Raw genomic sequence first — 12569 nt, forward strand, 5'->3', positions numbered from 1 at the left:
TCAGCGCGCATCCGCCGACACGATAAGGCCGTGATGCAACGCCACCTGCCGGTCCAGCCGCGCGGCGATGCGCGGGCTGTGGGTGACCATCAACAGGCTGGTGGGGCTGTCACGCAGCAGGTCCAGCAGCAGTTGCAGCACCTCGTCGCTGGTGGCTTCGTCAAGGTTGCCGGTGGGCTCGTCCGCCAACAACAGGGCAGGCCTGGACGCCAGCGCCCGGCCCACCGCGACCCGCTGTTGCTGGCCGCCCGACAGTTGCTCCGGGTAACGCTTGAGCACGTCGCCCAGGCCCAGGCGCTCCACCAACTGCGCCTGCCAATGCGGATCAAAGCGCCCCGCCAGCCGAGCCTGGAACGCCAGGTTGTCGTCGACGCGCAAGCTGCCGATCAGGTTGAACTGCTGGAACACCAGGCCGATCTCGGTCCGCCGCCAGTGCGCCAGTTGCGCCTCGCTCAGTTGATCGAGGCGCTGCCCGCTCACCTCAATACTGCCGCGATCGACCCGATCGAGCCCGGCCACCAGGTGCAACAGCGTGCTCTTGCCACTGCCCGACTCACCCATCAATGCCAGGCTGCTGCGCTCGGCCAGGTGCACATCCACCCCCGCCAGCACCGCCAATGGGCCTTGGGGCGTGGCATAGCTTTTGAAGACACCTTGCACCTGCAACATGGGAAGACTCGTTTGATGGGTGGCAATCGAGGATAACGGCTACCGGTTGAAACCACGCGAATTTTTCACATGGATTTCACCGGCTGCCCACCCACCCCTCTTTAAATTACCGGCCAAGCGTCACGCCCGGGCAACTAGTTAGTTGCCGTGCCTGGCAACTTTTAACCGCCACATGTTCAGCGAAAAGACAGCGGCCCTGTGACAGCCTCTCGCTTCACTTCGGGTACTCGCCGACACGTTGCACCTAACTAATTACAACACTGCCGACAGTGAACATGGTGAATGAAGTGGTTGACCTTACCCTGACTAAACCGCGCTCGCGCCGCGCCTGGATCAAGCGCCCCCAACTGCGCTGGATAGGTGTAGGCGTGACGGCGTTATTGCTCGGCTGTGTACTCTTCTGGCCGGTATCGCCAAGGGACCTGGGCGTCGGCGACCGCCTGTTGAGTTCCCAAGTGCTGCCTCTGTGGCGCGACGGCGAGATCATCGTGCTGGTGCGCCATGAAGAGCGCTGCGACCGCTCGACCAACCCCTGCCTGGGCCCGGTCGAAGGCCTCACCATCAACGGCAGCCAACACGCAGAAAAACTCGGCAACGCCTTTAAATCTTTGGGCATGGCCGAGAGCGACGTACTCGCCAGCCCCGCCATTCGTACCGCCCAAACCTTGCGCTTTATGTTCGGTAAACATGAGCTGACCTCGGGCGAAAGAGCCGTCTGCGGCGCGGCCATGGGCGAAGAACTGCTGCGCTACAAACAGCCGGGGCGCAACCTGGTGTTCGTCACCCACAGCGGCTGCATCGCCGACTTCGAAACAACCCAGGGTTTCCCGCATGCCGCGTTCCCCGAATACGGCAGCTCGCTGTTCGTGCAGGTATTGCCCAACGGCAAACTCAAAATCCTGGGCCTTGTGAACAACCCGGACTGGCCGGCCGCGCTCAAGCAAATCTAACCACTCTCCTCAGCCGCCACGACTGACTGTTCAGCCAAAAGACAGCCATGTTCTGGCATGTTGAGTTGCGCCTTTTAATTAAGGACGTCGTCTACATGTTCTGCAACTTAGTGAATCCCGTGACCTTTTCAGCGACTGCCTTTTTAGTTCGTCACTTATTAATTAAACGTCAAGGAGCGACGTTTTCATGATTCGTTTGAACCGCCTGCACCTGCTGTTGCTCGCCTTCGCTGCGTTTTATCTATTGCCGTTGGGCCTGCACGGTTTGTGGATCCCGGATGAAACGCGCTACGCCCAAATCAGCCAGGAGATGCTCCAGACGGGCAACTGGGTCTCGCCGCACTTCATGGGCATCCGCTATTTCGAAAAACCCGCCGCCGGGTACTGGTTGATCGCCCTGGGCCAAGCGGTGTTCGGCCAGAACCTGTTCGGTGTACGCATCGCATCGGCCCTGACCACAGGCTTAAGCGTGCTGCTGGCCCACCTCATCGCTCGCCGCCTGTGGAACGACCCTCGCAAGAGCTTCGCCTGCGCCCTGCTCTACTTGAGTTTTGGCCTGGTGGCGGGGCAGGCGGGTTATTCCAACCTCGATCCGCCGTTCACGCTTTGGGTCAACCTGAGCCTGGTGGCGCTGTGGTTTGCCCTCGACAGCAACAGCCCGCGCAGCCGTCTCGGCGCCTGGGCGGCGGTGGGCTTTGCCTGCGCCATGGGTTTTATGACCAAGGGGTTTCTGGCCTGGGCGCTGCCGGTGCTGATTGCCGTGCCGTACGTACTTTGGCAACGGCGCCTGGCTGACCTGCTGCGGTATGGCCCCGTGGCGATCGGTGTCGCGGTGTTGGTGTGCTTGCCCTGGGTGCTGGCGATCCACGCCAGGGAACCGGACTTCTGGCGCTTCTTTTTCTGGAACGAACACATTCGCCGCTTCAGCGCCGCCGACGCGCAACACGTGCGGCCATGGTGGTTCTTCCTGCCGATTATCGCCGTGGCGTGCCTGCCGTGGACCGGTCTGCTGCCTACAACCCTGCGCAAAACCTGGCGAGAAAAACGCCAGCCGGCGATCGGCTTCCTGGCCCTGTGGCTGCTGCTGCCCCTGGGGTTGTTCAGCCTGAGCAACGGCAAGCTGCCCACTTACATCATGCCGTGCCTGTTGCCCCTGGCGTTGTTGATGGGCCATACCCTGAGTGACCTGCTGCGCGACGGTCGCGCACGCACGATTTGCCTCAATGGTCTGCTCAATTTCGCCATCGGCATGCTGGCGATGATCGGCCTGATCTACCTGCAAATCGCCAGGCCGCTCTACAGCAACAGCCACGCCGAGATGTTCAACCTGTCGCTGGCGTTTATCGTGCTGCTGGTGTGGATCCTTACCCATCTGCTGCAAGCGTTTCGACCACTCACGTTGTGGGCCATGCCGGCGCTGGGCATCGGTGTGCTGGTGATCCTGCTGCCCGCGAGCATGCCGGCGCAGATCGCTGATAACCAAATGCCCGACCAGTTCGTGCTGGAACACTTGCAGGAACTGCAGCAAACACACGCCCTGTTAAGCAATGAGCTGGCCAGTGCCAGCGCCTTGGCCTGGCGCCTGCAACGCCCCGACGTGGCGCTGTATGACACCGAGGGCGAGCTGCGCTATGGCTTGCAGTACGCCGGTAGCGTCAGACGCAAAGTCGAACTGGAACAGGTGCAAAACTGGCTCACCGATGCCCGCCGGCACGGCGCCGTCGGCGTGCTGTTGCGCGTGAGCAGCACCAGCGAAATGCGCGAGGCCGGGCAACTGCCGCTCGGCGGCAAACGCTATAAGAAAGGCTCCCTGCAATTGATCCTCTACCCGCAGTTGCCATGATGCGGCCTTTCTGGAACACCCAACGCGGCGCCCTGCTTTTATTGCTGAGTGTCACGGCCGTGCTGTTGCTCACGGGCCTGGGCGCACGTGACCTGTGGGGCCCTGAAACCCGCTGGGCGAACATCGCCTTGCAGATGTTGCAAAGCGGCGATTACTTCGACCCGTACCTCAAAGGCGTGCCGTATTACGACAAACCCCTGCCCTCCTATTGGCTGATCACCGCCACGGCGCACCTGATGGGCGGCCTTGGTCCATGGTCATTGCGCTTGCCGTCGGTAATTGCCGCATGGCTGAGCGTGTGGCTGATCTACTTGCTGGGCGAACGCCTGTTTCACAAAGGCACCGGGCTGATTGCAGGGTGGATGCTCGCGACCACCTTCTACTTTTTGTTCTGGGCACGCGTGGCCACCGCGGATGTGCTGACCGTCTGCGGCGTGCTGGCGGCGGTGTGGTGGTATTGGCGTGGGCCGGATGACACACGGCTGGGACGCTATACGGTGTTTTTCCTGTTGCTCGCACTGACCTCGCTGCTCAAGGGGTTGATCGGTTTTGTGCTACCGGCCCTGGTGCTGCTGCCGCACCTGCTGAGCGAGCAGCGTTACAGGCGCCACCTCAACCTGCGGCTGTTACTGGCACTGCTGATTGCCGGCGCGGTGTATGCCGTTCCGTTCGTGTTATCCCATGTCTACGGCGCCGCAACCTATGGTGCAAGCGGACTGGCGCTGGTGTTCCGGGAAAACGTGGTGCGCTTTTTCGACCCCTTCGACCATATGGGCCCGATCTACACCTACCTGATCTACCTCCCCGCCTACACCCTGCCCTGGACACCCTGCTGGCTGCTGGGTCTGTGGCTGGCCGTACGCAATTGGCGCCACACCCCGCCCAACGTGCGGTGGCTGGTCGCAGGCCTGGGCCTGCTCTTTGTGTTCTTCACCGCCAGCGGCAGCCGACGCAGCTACTACGTGCTGCCGTTAGTGCCCTTTGCCCAACTGCTGGCGGCGTGGTGGTTGAGTGAGCGACTGAGGAACAATCCCGCCCGTTGGCCGCGTTGGAGGAACGGGTTCGGCATCGCTGCCGCGCTCATGCTGTTGATAGTGGGCGTGGCTTATCCCTGGTCCAACGGCAACGGCGGTGTGACCCGGTTCGCCGAAGACGTGCGCGCGCAGGCAGAAAAAAGCGCGCCCTGGCAACAATGGCAACTGGTGCTGGTAGAGGTCGACAACAAAGCCCCGATGTACCTGCAAAACGCCGGCAAGCCGTTCTACTACGTGGCCCAGACCCAGGACTTCCCGCGCCAAGGCACCCGCGAGGCGTTCATGGCCTGGCTGGAAAAAACCAGCGGCCAGCGCTTCGACCCGCAGCGCACGATAATCGTCGCGCCCTTTTCCAAGGACGACCCGACACCACTGGCGTACCTGGGTGCCGGCAATAAGGTGATCACCACCGGGCCGGATAATGGCGAGCGCTTGTTTCACAAACGTGATGAGGGAAGTGTGGCGTTTGTACCGACGCCGCCTTGACGCGCGGCGCGCGCAGCCGTGCTACCAACGCCCCGTCGCCAGACTGAACGGCGAAAACTCAGCAAACTGCCAGCGCAATGCCAAGGCGGCCGGGCGCCGCACCACGTGCTCAACGGTTACCGTCCACAACCGCTGCGCGCCCTCGAACGCAGCCACGTCAGGGCCGTCAGGGATCAACGCGGTGCGCCCGGCGATTTGCAGTACGTCGCCCGATGCAAAGTCGATAAACAACAACCCCGCCACCGGGTTGGTCGCCAGGTTGCCGAGGGTGTTGAAGAACAGGTTGCCGGCGAAATCCGGAATGGTCAGCACGTCTGCGTCCACGCGCACGAAGCCGCTGTTGCCGCCGCGATGGGACACGTCCACCGAGCGTTCGCCCTCGACGTCAACGTAGCTGGCGACGAAGAAGGTGTCGGCGTGGCGGATCAGCGCTTGGTCGGCAGCGTCCAGGCCGTTGGAATGCTCGGCCTCGGTGCCGGGTTTACGTGCGATGCCCTCCACGGGGCGCAGTTGGATGTACTTGGGACAGTTGCCGAAGGTGTGCACCACGTCCACCGAAAACCCCGCGTGATCCAGGGCGCCGACACGGCCGTTCATGCGGTTGCGGCGGCGGGTGCTGAGGTCGATACCCAGCACGCCCACTGCGGCACCGGGGTGCAGCGCGGCGCGGGCGGGGTCGGCGCTGGAGGGCAGGCTGTCGACCTGCAAACGATGTGGCTCGGGCGAATGGGCAAACCCCGGCGCGCCTTCCACCAACGTCGCCCATGGGATGCCTTGAGCGTCAACCACGCCCAGCAGCAAGTAGGGCAGCAAGGGATAAAAGTCGCGGTGCTGCTCGGGAAGATGATCACGAATCACTTTGGGCCCGATCACGGCCATGCGCTCGGCAACGCCGGCACTGTGCTGCATCTGCCGTTCGCCGGCGTGCCAAGGGGACTGTTCGACAGGGTTCATAAGGGCCACCTCCTATGGGATGGTTCGATGCTGCGCCCTCGCATCAAACGAGAGAATAGCCACGCCAGGCAATCCACTGTTACGCCAGCTGAAATGCCGGATGGGCGCGCAACGCGGTCACGCAGTGCTCGACAAAACTGCGCACGCGCATCGGCGCATGACGGCCCTCGCCGTACACCACGTGCACGGGCAGCGGCGGTCCTTCATAGTCCGCCAGGATCCGGCGCAATTGCCCACTGCGCAGGGGTTCATGCAGGGGGTAACTCAGGCCACGCATCACGCCCGCGCCGTGCACGGCGGCATTGATCGCGCCTTGCACCGTGGCGCAGCCCAACCGGGCGCGGGCTTTGAGTGAATAACCCGGAAATTCCCAAAGCACCGACTCGGCAGCGGCGACCAGTGCGTGCCGTTTCAGCTCGCTCGGGTGCCGCGGCTCGCCATGGGCGGCGAGGTAATCGGGGCTGGCGCACACCACCTGTCGTACGTGCCCGATGGGCCGTGCGATGAGCGCCGAGTCGGGCAGGCCACCCACCAGGATCGCCACGTCCAGGCCCTCTTCATGCAGGTTCGGGTAGTAATCGTGATAAGACGCGTGCAGGCGCACCTCGGGGTAGCGCTCCAGATAGCCGGCCAACACAGGCGCCATCACATAGCGACTGAACAGCAACGGCAGGAACACCCGCAGGTTGCCTTGGGCCTGCACGTGCAAACCCTTGGCCGAGGCCTCGGCGGCATCCACCGCCGCCAGCAACCGTACACAGTCGGCCAGGTAAGCGTTGCCGGCATCGGTGAGGCTTACCCCGCGGGTGCTGCGTTGCAGTAACGGCAGGTGCAGGCGCGCTTCCAGACGGGCCACCGCGCGCACCAGGGTTGGGCCGGAGACACGCGCACTGCGCGCCGCCGCGGCCAGGCTCGGTTGCGCGGCCAGCGCCGCGAACAACTGCATATCGCGATAACGCTCCATCAGCCGCGCCGTTGGAGCGCGGCGTCCTGGCCCAGGCGCTGGCTGAGAAATTCCACGAAGGTGCTGATCTTGGCCGGGATGCGATGGCTTTTCTGGTACAGCACCTGGATCGGCAGCGGCGCCGGCTCGAACGCCTCCAGCACGATTTCCAACTCACCCGCCGCCACCGCCGCGGCCACTTGATACGACAGTACCCGCGTCATGCCCCACCCCAGGCGCGCCAGGTTGATTGCGGCGTTGTTCGCCGACACCACCAGACGCGGTTGGATAGGCACCTTCAGCTGTTGGTCGCCCTGGGAAAACACCCACTCGCTCACCGATTGGCCGGCAGACGACGGCGTGACGATGCGCGCCTCGCGCAACTGCCCAGGGTGCTCCGGCCGACCATACTGGTCGAGGAAGGCAGGCGCTGCGCACACCACGCGGCGCACCTCCCCCACGTGTGTCGCCTGCTGCCCCGGCTCGTGCAGATGGCCGATGCGCACAGCCACATCTACCCCCTCATCGACCATGCTCACCACGCGATCGACCAGCAGCGCGTTGAGGTTGACCTGAGGGAAGCGGTTCAGATACTCGCCCAGCACCGGCGCCACATACAGCTCGCCAAACAGCACCGGCGCGGTCACCGTCAGATGGCCACAGGGGATCGAATAACTGCCCGCCGCCGCTTCCTCGGCTTCGTCCAGCTCGGCGAGGATGCGCCGGCAATCTTCCAGGTAACGCTGGCCGGCCTCGGTCAGGTGCAGGCTGCGGGTGGTGCGCGCCAGCAACTGCGTGCCGATGCGCTGCTCCATCGCGGCGATGGCCCGGGTCACGCTCGGTGGCGAGGTGTTCAGGCGGCGCGCCGCGGCGGCAAAGCCTTCCTCCTCGGCTACCGCCAGGAACACCTGCATTTCGTGAAACCGGTCCATCGCGACTCCTGTTGACTCAATGAGCACCCCTGTGGCGAGCGAGCTTGCCACAGGGCGTTCGCATCATGGGGTTTGCAAGCCGATCACCGTGCGCGGCATGCCGACAAAACCCGGCAGCGCCTCAATACTGGAGAGCCAGGCGCGTACCTGAGGGTAGTCTGCCAGCGACACATTGCCTTCCGGCGCGTGGGCCACGTAGGTGTAGAACGCGACATCGGCGATGCTCGGCTGCTCGCCGGCCAGGTAGCAGGTCTCGCTCAGTTGCTGCTCCACCAGCGCGAGCAAGGCATGGGCACGCTCAATGGCGGACGCAGCATCCACATCCGCACCGAACACCGTGACCAACCGCGCAGTGGCGGGCCCGGCATGCAGTTGGCCGGCGGCGGCCGAGAGCCAGCGCTGCACGCGCGCCTGGCCCAGCGGGTCGCTCGGCAGCCATTGGCCGTTGCCGTATTTCGTGGCGAGGTAAACCAGGATCGCGTTGGAGTCCGCCACCACATTGCCGTTGTCATCAATCGCCGGCACCTGGCCAAAACTGTTGACGGTGGCGGTGAACTCGGCGGATTTATGGGCGCCCTGCTTGAGGTCCACCAGGACAAATTCCATGGGCAGGCCCAACAGGGAAAGCATCAACTCGGCCCGATGGGAATGCCCGGACAGGGGAAAACCATACAGTTTGATCGCAGACAGGGACATGAACGGCTCCAAAAGTGAGGTATCGACGCCAGGCATGTTCCACCGCAGCCCTGATGGATGGAATCACCAGGATTTACAATCCAGTATTTCACCTGACGAAATAATACTTTATCCGGCTGGTCCCAAAGGTTGCCGCTTGATACGGGCCTGACACGTCCTTGAACTCCAGCTCAATGCGCCCGTGATTACTCACCCAGTGCCGCTCAAGCTAGCGGTGCGGGCGTTCGACCATGCGGCGACAAAAACCAAGCGATACAGGCGGGTGGAATTTTGGGGTGTGCGACCTGGCTTGAAGGCGTGCTAACCGACAGTCAAATACCCTCCTTCGGCTTCAAGTGTGCGAATCCTAAGGTAATCCGCTGCGATCACTTTCGGGTCGGTATGAACCAGGTACACAGTACCCGGTTGACTGAACACATCTTGCGTTACTCCCAAGGACTGGCCATTTTCGACGTAGAAAACCACGTCGAAGAAAGACTCAAGCTTGAGCAGCTCTTGCAAAAACAGATCCTTATAAAAACAGCCATGTGAACGGTTGATCAGGCATACATTGTAGGTATGTTGCAGCAGTCGATAGTCGACATCCCTAGCCAATAACTGGGAAAAAAATTCAGGCTCAACGATGGATAAGGCCACGGCTTCAATCTGCCCAAGCCCGGTGGTTTGCCTGGATACGCTGGGGCGCAGAATGCCATCGGTTCGTGCCGCAATTTCTACCAGTTTCGGCCCCTCTGCAGTGAGCATGACTTCTGCATGACTGGGTCCGTTGCGAATACCCAGGCACCGCAGAACGGACCGGGTGTAATCCACCAGTACCGGGTAAACCGCCGAATCAGAGCCGATCAGCTCATCAATGTCATACAGGATGCCTCCCTCTTTTGTACGCTGCTTCTGGTATCTCACCACTTCCGTAACGAGCGATTGGCCGTTGAGTGAAACCATGTTCACCACATATTCCACCCCCGCCAGGTACTCCTGAATCAGCACCTGCGTATTCGGCAGGTTTAATTTGTTTGTGGTGCCCAGCAGCTTACCCACGGCAACTTCGCACGCTTTCCTGTCCACGCAGACGAACACTCCATCGGCACCTGCGCTCGCCAGCGGTTTGATCACGACGGGAAAGCGTCCGTGTTCCCTGATCCAGGTATCGGCCAAAGCCCAACTGGCTGCGGCGAATTGCCGAGCTGCGGACAACTGTGCCTGAGCAACACACTGGATCATGTCGTACTTGTTGCGACGGGCCTCGGTCTTGTCGAAGTCATTGTGATAGGGCAGTTGCAGTCGTTCATTGAGCAGGTCCGCCAGGGGTACACCGGTTTCGGCGCCCGCAATGATGAAGTACGGCTGGAAGCACTCGACACTCACCACAGTGCTCGCTAAATCGCCACTTACGAGGATCCGTTCATAAACCGAATAATCAAAACCCTTGTAATAGTAACTGTCCAAAGCCTGCGATGACGCCACATGCATAAGCACGCAGCCCTTTTCACTCAAGCGCTTCGCTACAAATTTCCCAGAAGAGAAACCGTCAACCACGACCACGTTGATCATGTTGCCTCCTTCCTGATTGCATACATCGCCCGACCCGACAGCAAACACACAATGATGCCGACCGCCAGCATACTGGCCATGGAGAATTCAACTCTGGTGTCCAGGTATTGGAGTAACAGCACAAATACAGGCAGGGTCAGCAACACCAGGGACACATGGATAGGCGTCAAGTAGTAAATGGTTTTCTGAATCAGGTAGATCGGCAGCAAATGTCCGATGACCACCAATATCATCATCGGCAGAATCAACTCGCGGTCGAGCGAAAAACTCCCTACGCCAACAGGTATTGCGATAACGCAGACACCGATCATCGCAACGCTCCTGACAGCCAGAATTTCGTAGACCGTCCACTGACGTGCGAACATTTCCTTGGAGAAAACCGTGTACATGACCGTACCCAACGCGCAAACCAAAACGCTGGCAATGCCCAGCAGCCGCTCCTCCACGGTGGTCGCAACGACGCCACTGTCGCCGGTAAAGGAATTGAACAACATGATGGCTACCGACGTGAGCACCAGGCAGGACACCAGCGTATCGGCTAAAGCGACCTTGGCGCCGCGTTTACTCAGCAGCGAAATAACTAACGTAAGTGCGGGTCCGCAGGCGACCGAGGCGACGCCGACCACGGCAGGCTCTAAATAACGCAGGGCATAAAACAGCCCCCCCCCAGTTGAGTAAAACCGCCACATTGACGATTAACACGAACTTCCAACAGGACTTCAGCCTCGCCACCAGAGCGTGTGCATCGCGACACAGTGCATACACGATAAAGAACACCGCAGACGTTACAAAGCAGTAAAAAACAACCAGTAAGGTATTGATCGACTGTGTGACGTAAGCAACGTACACATCGAAGGCTGCGCTGAGCAAGCAGAACACCAAGCCAATTATTACGCCTATTCTAAGCATACATACTCAACCGAAAATTATCACACTACGAAATAACACTCACACCTTCTTCCCTAACCATTATCTTCATAAGTGTTTTTACTTCAACACCTGTGTGACTCTTAACGTTTTTAAATCCATTGTTCTCTACCTTCTCGACTGCACAAATAACATCCACCAACTCGCCGCCTGCGCCACTTACGGCTCTAGCCAGCGCAATAATCGTACCGCCAGTACTCAATGTGTCATCAATAATAGTGACTCGATCTCCGACATCCACCCCATTAAGGTACACAACGCCATCAAAGTACTCAGACTGTATATTGACTACCTGCTCATTAATATCACTCAGGCTATACGAATACCATCTAGCCATTGCCAGCGGGATACCTGTCAACAACGAGACTGTCGTAGCAAGCGCAGCGCCTTTGTCTTCTTCAGTGACTATTTTTGAAACACTCAAATCCATACACTTAATTATTTCATGCGCAACCTCCATTAGGACCTCCGGCCTTAATGCTGGAATCTGATCAGTGAACTCGTTCACCGTAGTCCACGCCTTACCGGAATTTACAACCTTGGCATTTTTATAAATATCTTCGAGCAGCATCACTCACCTCACTGTATTCTGGATAAACACCATTCCAGCGACTCGCGTACTTCCATGAGCCATCAAAAAACAAAGTGACAATATTTTTTTTATTGACGTTTTTTACAACCTCATCACAGGCCAACAGATTCGCTCCACAGGTCGGACCAATTGGAATTTTTTCTTCATCAATAAAGCGTTTCATTCGATCCCAAGCCTCAGCACCATCAATCAGCCTCACTTCATCAACCAATTCAGCGCTCGTATTAGCCGACAACACGCCGGCACCTAGCCCCATCAAGTTATGAGGACGGTGCTCAAAAGCCATGTGATTTCGCGCTGCAAACAATGGAGCAGAATTATTGACTTCAAGACCAACTGTTATAATCTCGCTGTAGGCGTGCTTCAGGACCTCAGCAATACCGGAAAAAGTCCCACCCGTACCTATCGAGCAGATGAAATAATCGGGCACTATATCAAGCATCTTCAAGCTTCTTATTATTTCCTCACCACAGAATGTCCAACCCTGCTTATTTAATAAGTTACTGGACTGATCCAGAAAATAATTTTCTTTATCTGCGCACTCTGCCACATAACGCTTAGCTGTTAGTACAGCGCCCGATAAAAAATCGTCTTTTGATGTCTCAACTACTTCAGCCCCATAAGAACGTATCTGTACCGTGCGCTCCTCAGTCATACCTTCCGGCATAAAAATTTTAACTTTATAGCCTTTCATTTTTCCGATCCAAGCAAGCGCCGCCCCAGCATTCCCCGTAGAGCAATCTATCAACGTCATGCCAGGCCTAATAACACCTGCTTCTTCCAACCGGTTAACAATATTCAGGTACGTCCTGTCTTTATGACTTCCTGTAGGGTTTAAAAATTCACATTTAGAGAAAACTCTATTTGTAGTGGTCTAATGAAACCGGACACCCATCTAGGCGAGAATGCTCGCCAGAACGAGGTGTCAGATGACCAAACAACGCCGTACCTTTTCCCCTGAATTCAAACGCGAGGCTGCCGACCTCGTTCTC

11 protein-coding genes and 1 pseudogene are annotated in these 12569 nt (G+C 59.2%); 3 read left to right on the forward strand and 9 right to left on the reverse strand.

The window, feature by feature from the left end:
- Positions 1 to 669, reverse strand: coding sequence for an ABC transporter ATP-binding protein (locus KZX66_RS12495; RefSeq protein ID WP_248079745.1), 669 nt, complete (start codon positions 667 to 669; stop codon positions 1 to 3).
- Between the two features lie 275 nt (positions 670 to 944).
- Here KZX66_RS12495 and KZX66_RS12500 point away from each other — a divergent pair, with 275 nt between their 5' ends.
- The 3 genes from KZX66_RS12500 to KZX66_RS12510 all read left to right on the forward strand — a co-directional run bounded on the left by KZX66_RS12500 (position 945) and on the right by KZX66_RS12510 (position 4982).
- Positions 945 to 1619 carry a histidine phosphatase family protein gene (locus KZX66_RS12500; RefSeq protein ID WP_248079747.1) on the forward strand — a complete coding sequence of 225 codons (675 nt, stop codon included), beginning with the start codon at positions 945 to 947 and terminating at the stop codon, positions 1617 to 1619.
- A 187-nt stretch (positions 1620 to 1806) separates the two neighbouring features.
- Entirely contained in the window at positions 1807 to 3462 is a 1656-nt protein-coding gene (arnT, locus tag KZX66_RS12505; protein WP_248079749.1) for a lipid IV(A) 4-amino-4-deoxy-L-arabinosyltransferase, read from the forward strand.
- Positions 3462 to 4982, forward strand: coding sequence for a glycosyltransferase family 39 protein (locus KZX66_RS12510; RefSeq protein WP_248079772.1), 1521 nt, complete (start codon positions 3462 to 3464; stop codon positions 4980 to 4982). The genes arnT and KZX66_RS12510 overlap by 1 nt, the downstream gene beginning before the upstream one ends.
- A gap of 21 nt (positions 4983 to 5003) precedes the next feature.
- Here the strand turns inward: KZX66_RS12510 and KZX66_RS12515 are convergent, their stop codons facing one another.
- The 8 genes and pseudogenes from KZX66_RS12515 to KZX66_RS12550 all read right to left on the reverse strand — a co-directional run.
- Positions 5004 to 5936 carry a pyridoxamine 5'-phosphate oxidase family protein gene (locus tag KZX66_RS12515; RefSeq protein ID WP_248079751.1) on the reverse strand — a complete coding sequence of 311 codons (933 nt, stop codon included), beginning with the start codon at positions 5934 to 5936 and terminating at the stop codon, positions 5004 to 5006.
- A gap of 79 nt (positions 5937 to 6015) precedes the next feature.
- A complete protein-coding gene (locus KZX66_RS12520) occupies positions 6016 to 6900 on the reverse strand; it encodes a LysR substrate-binding domain-containing protein (protein ID WP_248079753.1) in 885 nt (294 codons plus the stop codon).
- Entirely contained in the window at positions 6900 to 7811 is a 912-nt protein-coding gene (locus KZX66_RS12525; protein ID WP_248079755.1) for a LysR family transcriptional regulator, read from the reverse strand. The genes KZX66_RS12520 and KZX66_RS12525 overlap by 1 nt, the downstream gene beginning before the upstream one ends.
- A 63-nt stretch (positions 7812 to 7874) precedes the next feature.
- Entirely contained in the window at positions 7875 to 8507 is a 633-nt protein-coding gene (locus tag KZX66_RS12530; protein WP_248079757.1) for a glutathione S-transferase, read from the reverse strand.
- A gap of 300 nt (positions 8508 to 8807) precedes the next feature.
- Entirely contained in the window at positions 8808 to 10058 is a 1251-nt protein-coding gene (locus KZX66_RS12535) for an ATP-grasp domain-containing protein (RefSeq protein WP_248079759.1), read from the reverse strand.
- Positions 10055 to 10684, reverse strand: a complete 630-nt coding sequence (locus KZX66_RS26440) for an EamA family transporter (RefSeq protein WP_248079761.1) — start codon at positions 10682 to 10684, stop codon at positions 10055 to 10057. Before KZX66_RS26440 ends, KZX66_RS12535 begins: the two co-directional genes overlap by 4 nt.
- A gap of 308 nt (positions 10685 to 10992) precedes the next feature.
- Positions 10993 to 11556, reverse strand: coding sequence for a phosphoribosyltransferase family protein (locus KZX66_RS12545; protein ID WP_248079763.1), 564 nt, complete (start codon positions 11554 to 11556; stop codon positions 10993 to 10995).
- Positions 11534 to 12427, reverse strand: a pseudogene (locus KZX66_RS12550) (cysteine synthase family protein); the annotation flags it as partial. The gene KZX66_RS12545 and the pseudogene KZX66_RS12550, both read right to left, overlap by 23 nt.
- Positions 12428 to 12569 lie beyond the last annotated feature (142 nt).

This window comes from Pseudomonas sp. EYE_354 (genome assembly GCF_023148575.1).
Taxonomy (GTDB): domain Bacteria; phylum Pseudomonadota; class Gammaproteobacteria; order Pseudomonadales; family Pseudomonadaceae; genus Aquipseudomonas.

Excerpts from the sequence above, each read along its gene's own strand:
- KZX66_RS12495 (WP_248079745.1), bottom strand. The coding sequence starts at position 669 with ATGTTGCAGGTGCAAGGTGTCTTCAAAAGCTATGCCACGCCCCAAGGC.
- KZX66_RS12500 (WP_248079747.1), top strand. The coding sequence starts at position 945 with ATGGTGAATGAAGTGGTTGACCTTACCCTGACTAAACCGCGCTCGCGC.
- arnT (WP_248079749.1), top strand. The coding sequence starts at position 1,807 with ATGATTCGTTTGAACCGCCTGCACCTGCTGTTGCTCGCCTTCGCTGCG.
- KZX66_RS12510 (WP_248079772.1), top strand. The coding sequence starts at position 3,462 with ATGCGGCCTTTCTGGAACACCCAACGCGGCGCCCTGCTTTTATTGCTG.
- KZX66_RS12515 (WP_248079751.1), bottom strand. The coding sequence starts at position 5,936 with ATGAACCCTGTCGAACAGTCCCCTTGGCACGCCGGCGAACGGCAGATG.
- KZX66_RS12520 (WP_248079753.1), bottom strand. The coding sequence starts at position 6,900 with ATGGAGCGTTATCGCGATATGCAGTTGTTCGCGGCGCTGGCCGCGCAA.
- KZX66_RS12525 (WP_248079755.1), bottom strand. The coding sequence starts at position 7,811 with ATGGACCGGTTTCACGAAATGCAGGTGTTCCTGGCGGTAGCCGAGGAG.
- KZX66_RS12530 (WP_248079757.1), bottom strand. The coding sequence starts at position 8,507 with ATGTCCCTGTCTGCGATCAAACTGTATGGTTTTCCCCTGTCCGGGCAT.
- KZX66_RS12535 (WP_248079759.1), bottom strand. The coding sequence starts at position 10,058 with ATGATCAACGTGGTCGTGGTTGACGGTTTCTCTTCTGGGAAATTTGTA.
- KZX66_RS12545 (WP_248079763.1), bottom strand. The coding sequence starts at position 11,556 with ATGCTGCTCGAAGATATTTATAAAAATGCCAAGGTTGTAAATTCCGGT.